General features: G+C 35.6%; 18 protein-coding genes. 6 read left to right on the top strand and 12 right to left on the bottom strand.

Annotated elements, in window-relative coordinates:
* The 6 genes from OQK60_RS10055 to OQK60_RS10030 all read right to left on the bottom strand — a co-directional run bounded on the left by OQK60_RS10055 (position 1) and on the right by OQK60_RS10030 (position 4,265).
* Positions 1-747, bottom strand: coding sequence for an efflux RND transporter periplasmic adaptor subunit (locus OQK60_RS10055; protein ID WP_297686631.1), 747 nt, complete (start codon positions 745-747; stop codon positions 1-3).
* Complete coding sequence (locus tag OQK60_RS10050) at positions 744-1,970, bottom strand: TolC family protein (protein ID WP_297686629.1); 1,227 nt, start codon at positions 1,968-1,970, stop codon at positions 744-746. Before OQK60_RS10050 ends, OQK60_RS10055 begins: the two co-directional genes overlap by 4 nt.
* Positions 1,967-2,341 carry a RidA family protein gene (locus OQK60_RS10045; RefSeq protein ID WP_297686628.1) on the bottom strand — a complete coding sequence of 125 codons (375 nt, stop codon included), beginning with the start codon at positions 2,339-2,341 and terminating at the stop codon, positions 1,967-1,969. The genes OQK60_RS10050 and OQK60_RS10045 overlap by 4 nt, the downstream gene beginning before the upstream one ends.
* A gap of 79 nt (positions 2,342-2,420) precedes the next feature.
* Positions 2,421-2,813: a thioredoxin family protein gene (locus OQK60_RS10040; RefSeq protein ID WP_297686626.1), complete on the bottom strand. Its 393-nt coding sequence runs from the start codon at positions 2,811-2,813 to the stop codon at positions 2,421-2,423.
* 7 nt (positions 2,814-2,820) lie between these two features.
* Positions 2,821-3,918, bottom strand: a complete 1,098-nt coding sequence (dapE, locus tag OQK60_RS10035; protein ID WP_297686624.1) for a succinyl-diaminopimelate desuccinylase — start codon at positions 3,916-3,918, stop codon at positions 2,821-2,823.
* Positions 3,918-4,265, bottom strand: a complete 348-nt coding sequence (locus tag OQK60_RS10030; protein ID WP_297686622.1) for a hypothetical protein — start codon at positions 4,263-4,265, stop codon at positions 3,918-3,920. Before OQK60_RS10030 ends, dapE begins: the two co-directional genes overlap by 1 nt.
* Positions 4,266-4,400: 135 nt before the next feature.
* On the opposite strand from OQK60_RS10030, the gene OQK60_RS10025 reads away from it, so the two are divergent.
* Positions 4,401-4,844: a hypothetical protein gene (locus tag OQK60_RS10025; RefSeq protein ID WP_297686620.1), complete on the top strand. Its 444-nt coding sequence runs from the start codon at positions 4,401-4,403 to the stop codon at positions 4,842-4,844.
* Here OQK60_RS10025 and OQK60_RS10020 read toward each other — a convergent pair.
* The 4 genes from OQK60_RS10020 to OQK60_RS10005 form a co-directional block, all read right to left on the bottom strand.
* A complete protein-coding gene (locus OQK60_RS10020) occupies positions 4,841-6,070 on the bottom strand; it encodes an ArsS family sensor histidine kinase (protein ID WP_297686618.1) in 1,230 nt (409 codons plus the stop codon). The two genes, OQK60_RS10025 and OQK60_RS10020, sit on opposite strands and share 4 nt — an antisense overlap.
* On the bottom strand, positions 6,067-6,744 hold the full coding sequence (locus tag OQK60_RS10015) for a response regulator transcription factor (RefSeq protein ID WP_297686617.1): 678 nt from the start codon (positions 6,742-6,744) through the stop codon (positions 6,067-6,069). Before OQK60_RS10015 ends, OQK60_RS10020 begins: the two co-directional genes overlap by 4 nt.
* Entirely contained in the window at positions 6,716-7,201 is a 486-nt protein-coding gene (locus OQK60_RS10010) for a Spy/CpxP family protein refolding chaperone (RefSeq protein WP_297686615.1), read from the bottom strand. The genes OQK60_RS10015 and OQK60_RS10010 overlap by 29 nt, the downstream gene beginning before the upstream one ends.
* A 96-nt stretch (positions 7,202-7,297) precedes the next feature.
* Positions 7,298-10,330, bottom strand: a complete 3,033-nt coding sequence (locus OQK60_RS10005; RefSeq protein ID WP_297686613.1) for a DNA mismatch repair protein — start codon at positions 10,328-10,330, stop codon at positions 7,298-7,300.
* Between the two features lie 91 nt (positions 10,331-10,421).
* Between OQK60_RS10005 and ppsA the strand changes: the two genes are divergently transcribed.
* From ppsA to OQK60_RS09980, 5 genes are all read left to right on the top strand, one after another.
* A complete protein-coding gene (ppsA, locus tag OQK60_RS10000) occupies positions 10,422-12,806 on the top strand; it encodes a phosphoenolpyruvate synthase (protein WP_297686611.1) in 2,385 nt (794 codons plus the stop codon).
* A gap of 136 nt (positions 12,807-12,942) precedes the next feature.
* Entirely contained in the window at positions 12,943-14,742 is a 1,800-nt protein-coding gene (locus OQK60_RS09995; RefSeq protein ID WP_297686609.1) for a TolC family outer membrane protein, read from the top strand.
* Positions 14,743-14,756: 14 nt separating this feature from the next.
* A complete protein-coding gene (locus tag OQK60_RS09990) occupies positions 14,757-16,928 on the top strand; it encodes a type I secretion system permease/ATPase (protein ID WP_297686607.1) in 2,172 nt (723 codons plus the stop codon).
* On the top strand, positions 16,915-18,255 hold the full coding sequence (locus OQK60_RS09985; RefSeq protein WP_297686605.1) for an HlyD family type I secretion periplasmic adaptor subunit: 1,341 nt from the start codon (positions 16,915-16,917) through the stop codon (positions 18,253-18,255). Before OQK60_RS09990 ends, OQK60_RS09985 begins: the two co-directional genes overlap by 14 nt.
* Position 18,256: 1 nt before the next feature.
* A complete protein-coding gene (locus tag OQK60_RS09980; RefSeq protein ID WP_297686603.1) occupies positions 18,257-18,862 on the top strand; it encodes a LuxR C-terminal-related transcriptional regulator in 606 nt (201 codons plus the stop codon).
* A gap of 9 nt (positions 18,863-18,871) precedes the next feature.
* Here OQK60_RS09980 and OQK60_RS09975 read toward each other — a convergent pair whose 3' ends face one another.
* Complete coding sequence (locus OQK60_RS09975; RefSeq protein WP_297686601.1) at positions 18,872-19,210, bottom strand: hypothetical protein; 339 nt, start codon at positions 19,208-19,210, stop codon at positions 18,872-18,874.
* On the bottom strand, positions 19,204-19,534 hold a 331-nt coding region (locus OQK60_RS09970; protein ID WP_297686599.1), incomplete at its 5' end, for a hypothetical protein. The genes OQK60_RS09970 and OQK60_RS09975, both read right to left, overlap by 7 nt.

The following is a 19,534-nucleotide window of genomic DNA, read 5'->3' as shown; positions in this document are numbered from 1 at the left end:
CTACTTTTTAGTTTCAATATAGCCGTCACCGAAGAGTCCTGTGGCAAAACCCTTTACCTCGACCTCAGCGCGTAGTTTTCTGCTCTGTTTGTCTACCTGCGGGTAGAGTTTTGAAATAATGCCTCTGTGCTCTTTCTCATCCCCGTCAACCTTGTATCTGAAACTCTCTCCTATCTTTACATCCTGCCAATACTTCTGGTCAAACTCCAAAACAAGCTTCTGTTTTTCTATGCTTTGGAGTTTTAAGATGACCTTTGGCGACATCTCGGTCACGACATCCCCAGTTTCTACGCTCTTTTCATATATAACACCGTCAAAGGGAGCATAAAGCATGGTTTTTTTATAAAGCGCCTCTTGGTAGGCAAGATTTGCTTTTGCAAGCTCTAAAGCTGATTTTGACTTCTCATAGGCAAGAGCGTAGATATCAAACCTTGCTTCATCGATCAGATGGCGGACTTTTTGTTGTCTCTCATAATCTCTTGCGGCATACTTATACTCAACCTCCGCATTTGCCAACTCTGCTTTTGCAACATCCAAGAGCGCTTTTATATCATCGTTTGCCAAAGTCGCAAGCAAATCTCCTTTTTTAACGCTGCTAGAGACCTCTGCACGTACCTCTTTGACAATACCGCCTGCATGAAACGCCAAAGCCGCATCTTTAAGAGGCTCTACGAAAAAGTTTGCATAAACATCCTCGGCACTAAGGCTAAAGATGCTAAAAAGCACGCCAAAAAATATCTTCATCATTCTATAAACTCCTCTAAATCTCTTCCGCTGTAGAAGTAGTACATGGCATATGCTGTCTGCAACTCATTCAATGAGCTCTCATAAAGGGAGGTAGCATCTGTTTTAGCACTTAGCGCGTCCAGATAGATAACATAGTCGACCAAGCCTGCATTGTACTTCTCGTTTATGGTCTCAAAGGCGCTTGATGCGGCGACCAAAGCACTTTTTGCGCTCTTTATCTTAACCTTTACACTCTTTATCCTGTCGATGGAGAGCTTATAACGGAGCTTCTGCTCTTTTGACATATATTTTATCTTCTCATTCAGAGCCTTAGCACTCAGAAGCATGGACTCTCTTGCCTCCCTTGTAGCGCCATAGTCAAAGATCCTCATATTGAGAGTAAGCATAAAGACGTTTTGCTTATCTATCTTTGCAAAATGATCCTCGGCTATATCTCCATACTCATAGACCGTATAGACATCCTCGGCTTTTATGTTTGGATAGTAGATGCTCTCAATGGCATCTGCGCTCTTTTTAAGCGCTCTCTCTTTGTATATAAGCGACTTTACGGCATCTTGGGTCTCAATATCGCCAATATCAGCCTCTTTAAAATAGGAGTTATCAAAGCTCTCTATCTCTCTGCCGACTTTTAGCTCCAGAGAGCTTTTACGCTCAAGGAGCTTATACTTAAGCGACTCTATCTCATAAAGAGCTCTCTCATAAGATGCCCTAAGCCTCTCTACGTCATCCTCTGTTGCCAGTCCCGCGCCTCGAAACTGCCTTACTCTCTCAAGCTGTTCTTGCAGTGATCTTTTAGCGTCCTCTTTTGCTTTGAGGCTCGCTTTTAGACTGAGTATTGCGTAAAAATCTCCGACTATCTCCAAAGAGAGCTCTTGTTTTAGACTCTCTTCATCATGAAGGCTTGATGAGAACTCATCTTTGGCTTTTTGCACTAGTGCCGATCTTGCTCCGCCGTCATAAATATCAAACTCTGCTCTGGCATATCCTGCATAGACATCTTTTATCTGAAAAACTGTTCTATTACTTGTATTAGTGTAGGAGGCACCGATATCTACGGCAGGGAGATAGCCGCTCTTTTGTGATTCGACCTCTTGGAGTTTTGACTCTTTTATATATTTTGAAGATTTTATATTGTTGTTATTTTGATAAGCATACTCTAAAATAGATTGCAGGCTCTCTGCCGCCAAAAGAAAAGGCAGCATCAAAAAGAGGAGTTTTATCATTTTACCAGCGCTACTGCATCGATCTCTACAAGTGCATTTTTTGGAAGCGTCTTAACTGCGACCGTTGAGCGTGCGGGTTTGTGAGAACCAAAAGCCTGAGCATATATCTCATTGACCGTTGCAAAATCATCCATAGAGTCCAGAAATATAGTAGTTTTAATAACGCTTTGCATTGAAGCGCCCGCCTCTTCTAAAACTGCCTGAAGATTTTTCAGTACCTGTTTTGTCTGAACGACCACATCATTCTCGAGCATAACACCCTCGGGAGTAAGAGCGATCTGTCCTGATGTATACACCATTTTATTAGCTACTACTGCTTGGGAATATGGTCCTATTGCCGATGGCGCTTTGCTCGTTTGTACAAATTTCATCTAATTCCTTTAAAATATTCTGTAGAATTCTACTAAGTTTTTACTTATTTTAATTTTATTAATGCTTAGCTGAACAAGATTAATCTTCGTTTTCTTCCTTAACATCATTTAAGACTTCATATAAAGCTTCAACACTTCTATAGCCGACTATTGTATATATTATTTCGCCATTTTCAGTTAAGAAGTAATGCCTAGGAACAGGAGTTTTCTCTAAATGAGTTGGTATATCATCTATCTCTCTTGAAAGATAGATTAGAACATAGTCTTTTTCTAATTTTTCAATTACCTCTTTTTGAGATAAAACTTTTTTCTCAAACTTTTCACACCATGGACAATACTCGGACCCTATCAACATGTAAATGTTTTTCTTCTCTTTTTTTGCCTGCTCTTTAGCTTCATCGTAATCACTCGGCCAGTCAACAGCACAAAGAGTTGATATTAGTGCGATTGTTAAAATTAAATACCTCATCATCTAGCTCCTATTTCCATGTCTTAATTAAATCTTTAAATACTTCATAAAGATCTTGAACTTCTTTTTTAGTTGTTCTCTCATTTATACTATGTATTGTATCGTTTTTAACACCAAACTCTATAACATCTATGCCAGCAGCAGCTATAAATCTTGCATCTGAAGTACCGCCTGCGGTTGAGTGTTTTGGTTTAATACCCGTTATTTTTTCAATTGAGGAGTCAATATTTTTTACAAGTTTTGTATCAGTATTTGTTCTAAACGGATATGAACCCTGTGTCAACCTTAATTCATAATCAAGTCCATTAAGATTTTTTGCAACAAATGCGGTAACTTCTTTTTGAGTAGTCAAAGTCGTGTTTCTAACATTAAACATCATATCAAGATGACTTGGTGTTACATTTGTCACCTGCATGCCAGAGCGTATATCTGTTATTACAAATTTGCTTGGACTAAAAAACTCATCACCCTTATCTAAATCAACTCCTGCCATATCTGAGAGGACCTGAGCTATATTATGTATGGGATTTATGGCTTTTTCAGGATATGCTGCATGACCCTGTTTGCCTTTTAAAGTAATGTAGCCGTTTATAGAACCGCGGCGCCCTACTTTTATGGCATCGCCAAAATTATCTTCACATGTAGGTTCTGCAACGACTACAGCATCGGGAAGCATCTCGTTATTCTCTAAAAACTCTAAAACTTTTACAGTCCCATATGTCGCTTCACCCTCTTCATCTGAAGTAAGCAAAAGAGAAAGTGTACCTTTGAAGTTTTGAGCTTCTTTTACAGCCTGAGTAAAGGCAGCCACACCGCTTTTCATATCTTGAGTACCGCGACCAAATACAAAGCCGTCTTTCTCAACTGCTTCATAAGGATTTGTGTCCCATCCTCGGCCAGCTGGAACAACATCTACATGTCCTGCAAAGCAGAGGTGATCACCATCTGCAAATTTCTTATAAATAAAGAGATTTTTGACATCTTCTACATCAACACGAACGGCTGTAAAATCCGGCAGATAGCTCTCTATAAAATCCAGAAGTCCTCCATCATCAGGAGTCTCGCTCTTTTGAGCTATCATATATTTAAAAAGTTCTATTATCTGCACTATTTAGTACCTGGATTGTCATAAAAAATATATGGAGTAGCATAGTCACTTATCTCAAAATATAGCTTTTTCTCTCCATCATCTACTTTGTAATTGTAGTTTAAATCCAAATAACCGTATCCGTAACGATAAGTTCTTGGGGAACCTCCTTGGGTAGCCTCTGCCGTTGATAGTTTATCTATCTTTATGAATCTTTTTACAAGTTTTTCACCCATATAAATATCTAAAACACCATTTGTTCCGGTCCAGTTTTGTATAGTTCTTCCCATCTTATTCTGAGTCTCTTGAGTACATCCAGAAATCATAATGCTAAAAAGTATGCCTATAGTTATTGCTAATTTTTTCATATTTTCTCCAATTATCCAATGATGAATTATACAGTTTTTAAATTATAACTTTCTTTTAGTAAAATTATCTGTTTTTTAATATAGTCGTTAGTTAGACAATGTTATTATACTTCTAAATAAAATTTGGAGATATGCATGCAAAATCTCATAAAAGACAATTTTCAGAAGTACTATAAACTTATTATGGATAATTTGGAAGAGTACTCATACAGAGAAAAAAGATATGGTGTTGAATATTCACTAACACTTTGGTTATCTGACAATAATGTTAACTTTAAAGATTTTATCGATCACAAAAGAAAAACAGACATGTTTATTGAACTAGAGAAAAATCTCTGTTGCATCATTCTGGATTCAACAACTTCCCAAAATGCCATTAAAGCCACTTCAAACTTACAAACTGCATTCCAAAATAAAAACTTTGGCAAAAAATTATACACAAGTGTAGTCTTTTCAGAAGATTATGAAAATAATGAAAATATGATAAAAGATCTTTTCTATGTCTTAGAGTATTCTATATCTAACAATATGGACAATATTGTTATTGACAAGAGTCAGATGTTACTTCAAAACCGTTAATTTTTCTCTAATATAAAGCTGTTTACCCCATCAGTATACTCGTATTTTAAGCTATATTCATTAGCATTTAGTATATTCTTTACAATATATAAACCAAGTCCAAAACTTTGATTTGATTGCACATTATCCCCCTTAAAAAACGGTTCATAATACGCATCTAATTCATATAGTAGTTCTTTGCCTCTGTTTTCAAATATTATCTTGTTTGCATCTGTTTTTACAACTACCCTACTGTCCTCAGAGTACTTTATGCCATTGTCGATTAGATTTTTAATAGCAATTGAGAACAGTTTGAAGTCAATATTGATTTTAATATTTTCATACTCCTGAATTACACTATTCTCATCGCACATCAAAAGGTCAACCGCATTGTCAATGACATCTGCTAAATAGTACTCTTTTTTGTCCAATACTTTTTTACTAGATATCAACTCTTCAATAGAGGCAAATTCATTAATCAGTGCTTCAAGCCTGTAAAAGACTTTTTGCATTTTTTCACTATTTTCTTCTGTTTGTTCTAGTTGAGTTAGAAACTTTCCTTTAGTAATGGGTGTTTTTAACTCATGCATAATATTTCTGATGAAAATATTTCTTGATTCTTTTAGATTTTTTAGTTTTTTGGCAGATTTACTAAACTCATTTGCAAGAAGCGATATCTCATCTTGTTTTGTTGTTGCACAATCTATCTCAAAATCTTCATTTGCCAATCTTTGAACTTTCTTTCTTAAAGCTTTAAGCGGTTTTAACTTTTTTAATGTGGTTATATATAAAAAAATAAATGCTAAAAATATAACTGAAAATATAACTAAAATTGTACTTTGATGATTTGTGCTTTTGTTGTTGTTAGCTAATAGTACACTGCCTCTTGGTGTCTGAATATATACATAATACTTACCATTGAGTTTTAACTGCTCAAATCTGGCTCTTCTGGTGGTTCTTTCATCTACATGTAATAATTTTTTATCACTGAGTATTTTGTTTTGCTCTTGTGTGTCACTTATAATTGAAAAGTTCATAATTTGCAACTCTTCTTCTAGCTCTTTACTCAAGCCATTATGTCTATACTCTCTAAAAAACATTTGAGTTGTATCGCTGTTAATCTTTTGCATAAAGTGCTCTTCTCTTTTTTGAGAGCCTACATAGAGCACAACAAAGCTGATTAAAATCAATATTAACGATGTTACAAAAGTTACGGTTATTGCAAACAGTATGGAATCTTTTTTCATTCTACTAATTTATACCCCGCACCTCTGATAGTTAAAAAATAATTTGGTTTTTTTGGATCTTCTTCTATTTTATGTCTTATTCTGTTTATGATTACCGCTATACTTCCACTATCCTCATCACTGTTAAAAAGGTCACAACTATCTAAAATATCATATCTTGAAACTACAAAACCTTTTCTTTTGCACATTAAAGACATTATTTGAAACTCTGCAGGAGTGAACTTTATAAACTTACCGTCTTTTTTTATCTCTTGTTTTTCTTCATCTAAAACAAATATCTCTTTTTTATCTTCAACTACTTTTGGCATACTTTTGTTAAAGCGTCTAAGTATAGTCTTGATTCTAACTTCAAGTTCTCTAGGCTCATACGGCTTTGCTAAGTAGTCATCCGCACCAAGTTCTAATGCTATGACTTTATCTGTTATATCACTTCTAGCACTTGAAATTATAATGGGAATATCATGCTTGCTAACAAGCTCTTTACAAACTTCCAGTCCATCCATACCAGGAAGAGTAAGATCTAAAATGATTAGATCAAACTCCTCTAAAGCTATGGCACTAAGTGCTAAAAACGGGTCTTCATAGTTTGTTACCGAGATATTAAATTTTGACAAATACTGAGTCAAGACATCTGCTAACTCTCTGTCATCTTCTACCATTGCAATTTTTAGCATTTTGGCCTCCGCCTAGCATCATGTTTTTTTTCATAAGCTGTCTCATATCGAGCATAGTTTTAAAATCTTTCTTTTGAGAAGAGTCTAGTACTTTATAAATTTTTTCAATCATTTCAGCTCTTCTTTTTATTTTACCATCTCTTTTCTCTTTTGCCAATTTAATGAACGCTTTTTTATCAAAAGAATCATCACTAAATGCACTATGCGGTTTTGGCATACTTTCCATACTAGCCTTGACGATAGCTTTAACCTCAGCTCTTTGTTTATCACTTAAATCAAGTTTCATAAACATTTTTACCAAACCCTTATTTCCTCTATGTCCTTGACCTTTCATCATCTTTTGTTGATTACATCCAGCGTTATTTCCTTGTCCTTTACCACTTTGAGGAGAAAATGCTAACAGTGATGATGCTAAAAGTGCTGTAGCACCTAAACTTAAAATTATTTTTGTGTTCATAATGAACTCCTTACTTTAGATACTCAAAGTATAGGCTAAGTGGCTTAACAACATTTTAATAGAGGTTTAACGAAGTATTAACAGCAGGGTGATTATTTAATCCCAGTCATCCAACACAAAGCCATCAGACTCATCTTTTTGTTTTACTTCATTGATTTCAGGTTCTTCTATTTTAACTTCTTTAGGCTTACTCATCTGCTCTTGGAACTTTAACTCTAAACCATTTGAAGTCATAACAAAACCATCAACTCTTATTTTACCATCATGTATCTCTTTGTGATGATCCTTACATAGTGGAACAAGGTTATGCTTTGAATCTTTATGAAAATGCCCTATAAACCCAGCAGAGTCAGCTAAAGACTTATGGTTAATATGGTGAACATCTTCAGCTAAACTGCCACAAATTACGCACTTGGTTACATAGAGGTCTTTGTTATACTTACTTGTTTTTTTCTTCACAAGAAGTTCTAACTCATCAAAATCTTTTGCGAGTCGTTTCCTGATTTTATTGGCAGTATCTAAGAACTCACTATCCATATGAAGTGATTTTGCAAATTCTAAACCATATATACTGCTTCCACTTCCAGCTTGCAAGACTCTATTGAAAAGTAGAGTATCTTTTTCTTCATCATATTCAACACTTAGATGTAAATCTACAACATTGTTCAGTGAAGTAATCTCTTTCATAGTTGAGAGTTGGTGGAGATGTGTAGCAAACAAAAATAGTGAACGAAGTTTTGCTAACTTGATAATAGCACTTGATACTATCGCTACTCCAGAGAGTGTTTCTGTTCCGTGGCTTATCTCATCACCAAGTATAAGTGAACCAACTGTGGCTCGGTTAAATATATTTTTCATCTCCAACATCTCAACCGCAAAAGTCGAAAGTCCTTTTGCGAGATTATCTTTAGAGACAATACGAGTAAAAAGTGAATCAAACAGAGAAAATTTCATAACAGCAGCGCTTACAAAAAAGCCTGACTGCGCCATAAGAGTAGCTATTCCTATACTTTTCATAAGTGATGATTTTCCACTTGAGTTTATTCCATACAAAAGTACACCGTTTACATCATGTCCGTCATGCACACTAACTTCAGTCATAACTGTCTCAGGATGAGGCAGATCCATATAAGAGCGGTTTCCCATGACTATATCATTTGGGACATATATTCCGCCGCGTTCTTGAACCTCTATAAGCGGATGACGAAGCTGCATAACCTGCATAAAGTTTTCATCTTCTTCAACATCAACTATCATTGGTCTTGAGTGTTTATACATGTCGGCAACTTTTGATGAGCTTACCCCAACATCCAAGTCTGCAACATAACCTATTACACGGTCAAACAGCAGAGAGTATCGCCTCTCATAAATACCTTGAAGCTGTATATATCTATCTCTAACCAGAGAGATTATCTTGCGGCGGTTTTTCATAATCTTATCTGAGAGATTATCTGTAAAATCTGATGTGATTTTCACAGAGTTTGTAAGCTTTTTAACAGTGAACTCTTTAAAATCCTCGCTCTTTTTAAACTCATCTTCTATCATAGTGAATCTATTTTTGCTAAGAGAGATATAATAACCCTCTTTTTCCAGCAAACCAAGTGTAACTAAGCGGCTTGAGCTACCGGCATTAGCGCTCTCTAACAGTATCTCAATCTTAGCCATGATATCTTCAAAAGCTATAAGCATAGTGGAGTTTTCTTTAACAAGAGTATCTATAGTCTCATCAACACCCCTCATTAAAAAATTCTCATCCACCGTTGCATTTGTAAAACGGCGGGATACATCAAGGTCTATGCTTTTGCTTATATCCCTTAAAAACTCATCTACTTCACTCTCATGAAAAGGAGTCTTTTGGATTTTGTGCTTTTTGACATAGAGCATCAATTCTTTCACACTAAGCATTGACTCATATATGTGGTTCATCTCAAAAGGATGCAACCTTCCTAAATCAAGTCTGCGCGATAGCCTCTCTAGGTCATAGACTCCTCGCATAGTCTCATCTAAATATCTCGTATGAGATGAAACTCTCTCTATCAGGTTGTATCTGCGTTCAAGCTCATCTTTTTCCATAATCGGGTTTAGAAGTCTCTCTTTTAAAAGGCGACGACCTATAGCTGTTGCACTTTTGTCCATCATTTTTAAAAGTGTGAACTCTTTTTTATCTTTAGAGACTACACCCATCTGCTCTAACGCATTGTTGCCAAGATACATAAAACGGCGGTTATCTATGATATTTGGATGGTCTAATTTTTGAACTATATGTATGTCATGCTCTATTACAAAGTGAATAAGTATTGCCAATGACTCGGTAATCATCGGACTTCTCTCTAGGTCTAAATGCTCTATGGGAGAAAGAAGCGATCGAATCTGATAAACTTCGCGAAAAAGCTCGTTTTGAAACTCAATACGAGGTCTTTGGTTGTTCACGCTATAGTGGTAATGCTCTTGTATCTCAAGGTACTGTATGACATGTCGCTGGTCTGTAATGCCATCTAAAAATGTAACAACAACCTCACTAGTTCTGTAAATATTGAGAAGGTTAAAGATTTCATCTAGTGCATAAGAAGGGTCTTCACTTGTTCCATGACCTTCATAAAGCCAAGTCTTTCCTGTTGTAACATCTATTGCAGAGTATCCGACTGTATAGATATCTTTGTGACAATCTACTAAAAGCGAAACTATATAATTATCATCATTGTCTACTATGTGGTCAAAGTTTGTACCTGGAGAGACAATTTGTGCAATATATCTGCTTATTTTTGGAGGATTGCCTTTTTGCTTTACTACGATGACGGTATATTTTTGCTCTGAGATAAGACGGCTTAAGTAGCGCTCAAAAGAGACAGCAGGAACTCCAGCTAAAAGCGGGTTTTTATCACTATTTTCAATGATATTTTTATTTTTTTTTGTAAGTTGTATATTTAAAAGTTCAGCAATCTCTTTTGCTTTACCAATCTGTTCTTCATCGTTGTTTACTTCATAGACTTCAAAAAAAGTTCCTATCTCCATAAAAACTACGGTATCGTTGCCATACTTATCTTCAAAATATCTCTGCAAATCGAAATATGTTTGAGTCAACAATCTGTCTTTATTATCTAAAATAGAGCTTACATCTGATGAACGCATATACCACTTTTCTATAGTCTTTTTTATTATTGAGATTATATCAAACTTTATGCTAAGATATACAAATAACTTTTATTTTGGAGTATAGATTATGAAATATATACGCTTTTTTAGTGAACTTAATATCAACGATGTTTCTACAGTCGGCGGCAAGAATGCTTCTCTTGGAGAGATGTACCAAATTCTGACTCCAAAAGGCATAAATATACCTAACGGTTTTGCAACAACAGCAGATGCATATTGGCTGCTGCTTCAAGAAAACAATATCAAAGACAAGATACAAGATATACTTCAAGATTTGGATATTTCAGACACCAACAATCTTCAAAAACGAGGACTAGCTGTTCGTAACCTGATACTTAATTCAAAACTTCCAAAAATACTAGAAGATGAAATACTCCAGGCATATAAAACTCTCTCTTTAGAGTATGATTGTGAAATGGTTGATGTAGCTGTGCGTTCTTCTGGAACTGCAGAAGATTTACCCGAAGCTAGTTTTGCAGGACAGCAAGAGACTTACTTGAACATAAGCTCTCCTGAATCTCTGCTAAGAAGTGTTCACCACTGCTTTGCATCACTCTTTACAGACCGTGCTATCAGTTATAGAACAAGTCGCGGGTTTAATCATTTCAAAGTTGCTCTCTCAGTAGGTGTACAAAAAATGGTACGAAGTGATATATCCTCAAGCGGTATCATGTTTAGCATCGATACAGAGAGCGGCTCAGAGAATTTGATACTAATCAACTCAATATGGGGTTTAGGCGAGAATGTTGTGAGCGGAAAAGTAAATGCTGATGAATTTTTCATCTTTAAACCTACTCTAAAAATGGGGATAAATACTATTTTAAAACGCTCTTTGGGGAGTAAAAAAGAGAAGATGCTTTATAGCGGGGACTCCAAAAATACTGTCAATGTTCATACCACTGAAAAAGAGCAAAAAAGTTTTTCTATTACTGATGATGAAGTAATAGAATTAGCTTCCCAAGCCCTTATAATTGAAGATCATTATAATCGGCCGATGGACATAGAGTGGGCAAAAGATGGACATGACTCTAAATTATATATAGTCCAAGCGCGACCGGAAACCGTGCAGAGCAAACAAAACCAAAGTATGACGATAGAGCAATTTTCGCTTAATGATGTCCAAGATGCAAAAATACTAACATCAGGACGGGCTATCGGAGACAAAATTGGTCACGGTGTGGTAAATATCATTAACTCTACTTCTGAGTTTGAGCGCTTCAAAGATGGTGAGATTCTTGTAACGGACACAACAAATCCAGACTGGGAACCTATCATGAAAAAGGCTTCAGCAGTTGTAACAAACCGCGGCAGCCGTACATGTCATGCAGCAATAGTCGCGCGTGAGATTGGTGTGCCTGCTGTTGTTGGGTGCAATAATGCAAGCAAAGTACTTAATAACGGTGAAATTGCAACTGTTAGTTGTGCAGAGGGAGATGAGGGGTACATTTATGAAGGCGAACTTTCATACTCTGTAAAAACTGTAGATTTGAGTGAGCTTGCACCAACAAAAACAAAACTTTTTATGAATATTGGAAACCCGGCAGAAGCTTTTAAGCTTGCTAAAATGCCAAATGACGGTGTAGGTCTTGCAAGAATGGAGTTTATCATGAACAACTCCATCAACGCTCATCCAATGGCACTCGTTGACATGTACAAAGAAAAAAATGTCAAAAATGAAAATAAAATTCGCTCGTTTATGACTCCTCACACTAACGCAAAAGAATTTTTCTTGCAAAAATTAAGCGAGGGAGTCGCAACAATTGCAGCAGCTTTTTATCCAAAACCCGTAATTATAAGAACAAGTGATTTTAAAAGCAATGAGTATAGAAATATGCCCGGCGGTCTTGATTATGAAGCAGTTGAAGAGAATCCTATGCTAGGTTTTAGAGGAGCTAGCCGCTACTACGATGAGAGCTATAAAGAAGCATTTGAGTGGGAGTGTGAAGCACTAAAGAGAGTTCGCGATGATATGGGACTAACTAACATAAAAATAATGCTCCCGTTTGTGCGTACTCCGAATGAGGGCAAAAAAGTCATAGAGATTATGAATACACAAGGGCTTATTCAAGGTAAAAATAGTCTTGAGATTTATGCGATGTGTGAGATACCTGCAAATGTAATATTAGCAGATAAGTTTTTAGAAATATTTAACGGATATTCCATAGGCTCAAATGATTTAACGCAACTAACACTTGGGGTTGACCGTGAGAGTGCAAAAATTGCTCATATATTTGATGAGAGGGATGAAGCTGTAAAGCGGATGCTGAAAATGGCCATAGAGGCTTGTAATGCAAAAGGTAAATACATAGGTATTTGTGGACAGGCACCATCTGATTATCCAGAGATAACCAAGTTTTTAGTACAAAACAATATTGACTCAATTTCACTTAATCCCGACTCATTATATAAAATGCATAAGATTGTAAGTGAACTGGAAAAAGATGACATGTAGAAAATTATTGTCACAAAATAAGCATAAATTACTTATAAAAACTAAAAAAACATTAGCAGTAATCATAATTATAGCTTATTTTAATATTATCGCGGTAAAATTGCTGGAGTATAAAACAAATTAGGAATATAATTTTATGAACAAAACCATACTTCTGGCTGTATTACTAGCAACTGCAATAAACGCGCAAGACTTAAAGACGACTGTGAACGAAGTCCTATCGACAAACCCTATTATTTTAGAAAGACTTAAAAACTACAATGCTACAAAAGAAGATATAACAACTGCAAAAGCAGGCTACTATCCTAAACTAGACTTATCTATCGGCGTTGGTAGGGAAGATGGTGAAACAGCGGCAGGTCAAGATTTTGACTATAGTGTATATCAAAACTCACTAACATATACTCACAACATTTTTAAAGGTTTTGAGACAACCTACAGAGTTAAACAGCAAGAAAGCAGAACTGCATCAGCAGCTTACAGCTACATTGAAAAAGTAAATGACACCTCTTTTGAAATGGTAAATACTTATCTGCAAGTCATGAAAAACAAAGAACTTCTCAACATTGAGAGGGAAAACATTGAAATTAATGCCGAAATACTTGCAAAAGTACAAAAACTTTATGATTCTGGATTAACGACTCTTTCTGAGGTAAATAAAATCGAGTCTTCTCTCTCTCTTGCAAAATCAAACTATATTGTTCAAGAAAACACCATGCTTGATGTTAAATACAATATGCAAAGAGTCCTCGGCAGATATATAGACCCTGACGAGATGAGCAGACCGGTACTAAATGTAGCACTTCCTGCAAGCTTGGAAGAAGCAACGCTTTTTGCAATGCAAAACAATCCCTCATTATTGGTTGGCAAACATAATGTAAAACTGGCTCAAGCAACATATCAAGAGAAAAAATCACCATTTTATCCATCAGTAGATATAGAAGTATCTCAAAATATGAACAAAAACTTAAGCGGTATCCCTGGCGAGTATGACAACCTTAGAGCTATGGCATACCTAAGATACAACTTTTTTAACGGCTTCGCAGACAAGGCAACACTACAAAAAAGTGTAAGCACTATCCACCAAGAAGTACAAACAAAAAATCAACTAAGACGAGAAGTTATTGAAGGACTTAGTCTCTCTTGGGCAGCAAATGAAAAGCTCTCAAAACAACTTGAACATTTAAAAGACTATAAGAATTTTTCGATAAAAACTTTAACGCTCTACTCTAAAGAGTATGATCTGGGTCGCCGTTCTCTTTTAGATCTTTTATCTGCTCAAAATGACTTCATTGCTGCAAAGGCTCAAATAATTAATACTGAATACAGCATGCTTTTTGCAAAATATAGAATTTTAGATGCGATGGGTACTTTGGTTTCAACAATCAACGAAGATACCGATACTATATACTCAAATGTAGGACTAGCCGGAAAAACACCTGAAAATATGGACTCATTGCCTATCTCTTATGATAATGACAATGATTTAATTGTTGATGAGATGGATATATGTAACAATTCTCTTTCTGATAAGATGAGAAACTTATATGGCTGCGAATTTACCTTTAATGACACTCAGCGCATTGAAAGATACAGTGGTTTTTTATTTAATAATGAAAGCTATGAGTTAACAGATGATGGCACAGATAGACTAAACGACTTAATAAAACAAATGAAACCTTACGGTTGGGAAAATTTGAAATTTGATATACTTGGTAATGTTGATAGCCAAGATATGACAAAAGAAGAGATGCATAACTTATCAAAACAAAGAGCTCAAGCAATCAAAGACAAACTGATTTTGGCAGGTGCCATTGATGTAAATATTGTAATCCATGCTCAAGAAGACAAAGCTCCTATGTTTAGCAAAGAGAGTAATCAATCATCAAATTTAAATAATAGAGCTGACATAATAGTAAGAAAATTAAAAAAATAAAAAAAGGGTTGTAAATGCTTTTAACAAGTGCTGAAAACTTAAGAATGGACGCCTTGCTCGACTGCTTGGTTCTCTTTACAAAACTTTATCACAAACCATTCTCTGCAGAAGCACTAACTGCCGGACTGCCGATAGAGCCTGGAGCAGATGCACCTGAGCTTTTCTCAATTAATAATGCAAAAGGTCTTTTCTCTCGTGCTGCTGAGAGAGCCGGTCTCAAATCATCCCTAATCAGAAGGCCGCTTGCTCAAATATCTCCGCTTCAACTTCCAATGATTATACTTCTCTCCAATCAGGGTGCTTGTATTTTAGATAGATTTAGCGAAGATGGTACTCAAGCTAAAATTATTATGCCTGCTGAAGAAGCTATCGAGCAGTGGGTTGATATGGACTTGCTTAAAGATGAGTATATCGGTTTTGGTTTTATGATTAAAAAGGCTTATGAGTATAGTGATGAAAATAAAAGAACTCTAAACCTAGACCAAAAACACTGGTTTTGGAGCACTATAAAATTGTCTGCATCTACATATAAAGATGTTTTATATGCTTCTTTGCTTATTAACCTCTTTGTTCTCGCCTCGCCTCTCTTTACCATGAATGTCTATGACAGAGTTGTTCCAAATAATGCCATTGAGACTCTCTGGGTATTTGCTATAGGTGTAAGTATAGTTTATGTTATAGATACTTTTTTAAAGTTTACAAGAACCTACCTGCTTGAGAGTGCCGCAAAAAAGAGTGACATCATTATGTCCTCAATTATTTTTGAAAAAGTCTTAGACTTAAAAATGGAAAACCATCCGGCATCCGTAGGCTCGTTTGCCAGTAATCTTAAAGATTTTGACTCTATACGAAGCTTTTTAACAAATGCGACGATGGCTGCTATTATCGATCTTCCTTTTGCTGTGATATTTTTGGCAGTTATTTGGTATATAGGTGGAGCACTTGTTATCATTCCTATGATAACTATGTTATTGATTTTGACTTATGCGTTTATTATAAAAAAACCTCTTCGTTCAAGTATTGAGAGTACGCATGAAGCTAGTGCTAAAAAAAGTTCTATTCTTATTGAGAGCCTAAACAATATTGAAACATTAAAAACACTAGGCACACTAAATCAAGTACAATGGAAATGGGAAGAATCTACAGGCGAAATAGCAGGTAAAAGTCTAAAATCTCGTCTTCTTTCAGCTTCTATTCCAACTATTACTCAACTGCTAATCCAGCTAAATACTGTTATGGTGATTGTTTATGGTGTATATCTCATCCAAGAGTTTGAGTTATCTATGGGTGGTCTTATTGCCATAGTTATTCTTACCTCAAGAACATTGGCACCAATGGGTCAAGTAGCGGCACTGCTCACTAACTACGAAGATACAAAAACATCTTATGAAACACTCAATGAGATAATATCTCAAGCAAGTGAAAGACCAAGTGGCAAAAAATTTGTCCAAAGACCTGAATTCAGTGGTCATATAGAGTTTGTTGATGTTACTTTCTCGTACCCAGGGACAGATGTTCCGGCACTAAAAAATGTTTCTTTTACTATAGAACCAGGTGAACAAGTGGCAATTATTGGTCGTATAGGTTCAGGTAAAAGTACAATAGAAAAACTCATCCTCGGTTTGTATGAGCCTAGTTCCGGTCAAATTTTAATTGATGGGATAGATATAAAACAAATTGATCCGGCAGACTTACGAAAACATGTAGGTTATGTTTCTCAAGACATAATGCTCTTTCGTGGAACAGTAAAAGATAATATTACATACCGTGCCACTCACGCAAATGATGCCGCTATGATTAGAGCCGCACAGATAAGTGGAACTTCTGAGTTTATCAAAAGACATCCAAAAGGTTACGAGATGCCAATTGGAGAGCGTGGACAAGGACTTTCTGGTGGTCAAAGACAGAGTATTGGTATTGCTCGTGCTTTTTTACTTGATGCTCCTATTATGCTAATGGATGAACCTAGTAATGCAATGGATCAGATTACCGAAGCTAAACTTTTAGAAAATCTCAAAAAAGCTTTAAAAGGAAAGACTTCCATACTAGTAACTCAAAAAATGACTCTGCTTAGTATTGTAGATAGAGTTATTGTTATTAATGAAGGTAAAATTTTTATTGATGCTCCAAAAGCAGAAGCATTAAAAAAACTCCAAAGCGGAGGAAAAAATATTGAAAAAAAATAATAAACCTATAGAATATACCAAAAACGACTATAATTTTATGAATAGTCTAAGTGCTGCTGTTTTAGAGCAGACACCTACTAGGATGAGCAGAGTACTTAAAGTATGGCTATTTACTGTTGCGGCTTTTTTAATCTGGGCATCATTAGCTGAAATAGATGAGATAACCAGAGGAGACGGTGATGTTATCCCTTATGGTCAAAATCAAATCATTCAAAATCTTGAAGGTGGTATTGTTGAATCTATATTAGTTGAAGAGGGTCAGGTAGTTAAAGCCGGCGAAGTGATTTTAAAAATCAATAATGCCAAATCAACATCTGAATCTCGTACAAATGAGATGAAATACTATGAGCTCGAAGCCAAAAGCTTAAGACTCCGCGCACAAGCCAATCAAACACCTTTCAAAGCTCCAACAGTAGAAGATAAAGAATTTGCAAGACAGATAAAACTCTCAGAAAATATATATAATTCAAACAAAAAAGAGTTTGATGCCAAAGATAACTCATATATAAATCAGATTAAGCAAAAAACGCAAGCATTTAAAGAAGCAAGTGCAAGAGTTAAGTCTCTGCAAAAATCTTTGGAGTTTGTAACAGAAGAGATACAGATGACTGCACCAATGGTAAGAGAAGGTATCAAGTCTAAAGTTGATTTTTTAAAGCTCAAAAGAGAAGCAAACAGCATAGAAAATGATATAGAAGCTGCAAAACTTTCTCTGCCTAGACTACAAGCTACTATTGATGAGTTTAAAAATAAAAGAAAAGAATCACGCCAGCTTTTTATAAATACTGCCAAAGAAGAGTTAAGCGAAGTGCTAGCTGAGATATCCAGACTCCAAACTCAACAAATTGCATTTAGTGACCAAGTAAACAGAACGATGGTTAAATCACCGGTTGAGGGCATTGTTCAAAAACTATTTGTAAACACTGTAGGCGGAGTTATCAAGCCAGGTGCCGATCTTGTAGAGATTGTTCCGACAAATAAAAAACTTTTTTTAGAGATCAAAATCAAACCTAGCGACATTGCTTTCATCCATCCAGGAGCAGAAGCGAAGGTAAAGGTATCTGCATATGATTTTGCTATTCACGGTGGGCTCGTAGGTAAAGTTGTAAATATATCTCCCGATACTATTACAGACAAAAAAGAGAATACCTTTTATCTTATACATGTAGTGACTGAGAAAAATTATTTAGGCACAAAAGAACATCCCCTAAAGATTATTCCGGGAATGACTGTAAATGTAGATATAGTAACAGGACAAAAAACTGTAATGCAGTATATTTTAAAACCTATACTTAAATCTAAACAATATGTTTTTTCGGAGAGATAAAATGAGCATTATATTTTTTAGTACAGACATGAATATGATTGATGAGTGGAAAGAAAGACATGGTATAGAAAAATATGCTACATGTCATGACTTGGAATCTTTGACGATAGAGCTGCAAGAAGACAAGAACACTATCTTAATCGCTGATTACGATAGTGTTGCTCATGAAGTAAACTCCCTAATATCTTCAGGCTCTATTCCCAATAACCTGATAGTTTTAGAAAAAGAACCTGCAATTGCAACTGGGAAAATTTTGATATTTCGTGGAGCCAAAGCTTATGCAAACTCTAGAATGCTAACACATCACTATACTCAAATGATTGAAACGGTTAAAAATGGCAATATCTGGACATACCCTGAGTTAACAGCCCAACTTGCTAAAATAAATAAAAACAACTCTTTAAGCACTGATTCATTGGCACTTTTAGAAAATAGATTATCATCTAAAGAGTTAGAGGTAGTTTACCTGATACTCGATGGCTTAACAAACGACGCAATAGCGTCAGCACTCGATATTACTACTAGAACCGTAAAAGCACATATCAGCTCGATATTTTCAAAGCTACATGTTAATGACAGACTCTCTTTGGTCTTACTTTTAAAATAAACAAAGATATTAAACTTCGTTAATATCTACATCCGTACTTATTTCTAAAGTAACTGTACTGTCACCTTCTCCAGCGGTATACTCTTGATATCCTTGTCCCGTCTCAGCATCTGTTTTAAAATTACCTAAACTCCACTCAGCATCAGGGCCTTGCGTATTTAAATTTATAGTATCGCTATTATCACCGTCTATACGAAGTAAATTATCTACATCTGTTATATTCATAACATCTTCTATTGAAATTGAAGTTATATGTTGTGAACCATCAGCTAAGTTTATAGACTCTATATTTGATATATTTTCACTTATTGCACTCATATCAATATTCATGTCTTCAGTTATTAACAATGTATCATAACCTTCAGCCCATGAATAGTAGCACTTGCATCAAACGCTATTGTGTCATCACCAGAACTTCCATTTATAATCGTTTGTGCATCAACAGTATCTTCATCTGTTGTTTCTTCTGCTGAAGCAGCAACATTTTCTACTGCATCTATTGTACTCTCAGCAACTGCGTCAGTTGTATCTTCATCAACTGTATCTTCCGCTACTGCATCTGTAGTATTTTCCGCTGTTGTGTCTTCATCAACCGCATCTATAGTATTTTCATCTGTTGTTGATTCATCGCTTGCCGGAGTGTGAACAACATCGTCTATTGTGTCTTCTGCT

The organism is Sulfurimonas sp. (assembly GCF_026196735.1).
Classification (GTDB): domain Bacteria; phylum Campylobacterota; class Campylobacteria; order Campylobacterales; family Sulfurimonadaceae; genus Sulfurimonas.
The sequence above is the reverse complement of the archived record's forward strand: the minus strand, read 5'-3'. Positions and strand labels throughout refer to the sequence as shown.

Coding starts and splice junctions, on each gene's coding strand:
- OQK60_RS10055 (WP_297686631.1), bottom strand. CDS start 747: ATGATGAAGATATTTTTTGGCGTGCTTTTTAGCATCTTTAGCCTTAGT.
- OQK60_RS10050 (WP_297686629.1), bottom strand. CDS start 1,970: ATGATAAAACTCCTCTTTTTGATGCTGCCTTTTCTTTTGGCGGCAGAG.
- OQK60_RS10045 (WP_297686628.1), bottom strand. CDS start 2,341: ATGAAATTTGTACAAACGAGCAAAGCGCCATCGGCAATAGGACCATAT.
- OQK60_RS10040 (WP_297686626.1), bottom strand. CDS start 2,813: ATGATGAGGTATTTAATTTTAACAATCGCACTAATATCAACTCTTTGT.
- OQK60_RS10030 (WP_297686622.1), bottom strand. CDS start 4,265: ATGAAAAAATTAGCAATAACTATAGGCATACTTTTTAGCATTATGATT.
- OQK60_RS10025 (WP_297686620.1), top strand. CDS start 4,401: ATGCAAAATCTCATAAAAGACAATTTTCAGAAGTACTATAAACTTATT.
- OQK60_RS10020 (WP_297686618.1), bottom strand. CDS start 6,070: ATGAAAAAAGATTCCATACTGTTTGCAATAACCGTAACTTTTGTAACA.
- OQK60_RS10015 (WP_297686617.1), bottom strand. CDS start 6,744: ATGCTAAAAATTGCAATGGTAGAAGATGACAGAGAGTTAGCAGATGTC.
- OQK60_RS10010 (WP_297686615.1), bottom strand. CDS start 7,201: ATGAACACAAAAATAATTTTAAGTTTAGGTGCTACAGCACTTTTAGCA.
- OQK60_RS10005 (WP_297686613.1), bottom strand. CDS start 10,330: ATGCGTTCATCAGATGTAAGCTCTATTTTAGATAATAAAGACAGATTG.
- ppsA (WP_297686611.1), top strand. CDS start 10,422: ATGAAATATATACGCTTTTTTAGTGAACTTAATATCAACGATGTTTCT.
- OQK60_RS09995 (WP_297686609.1), top strand. CDS start 12,943: ATGAACAAAACCATACTTCTGGCTGTATTACTAGCAACTGCAATAAAC.
- OQK60_RS09990 (WP_297686607.1), top strand. CDS start 14,757: ATGCTTTTAACAAGTGCTGAAAACTTAAGAATGGACGCCTTGCTCGAC.
- OQK60_RS09980 (WP_297686603.1), top strand. CDS start 18,257: ATGAGCATTATATTTTTTAGTACAGACATGAATATGATTGATGAGTGG.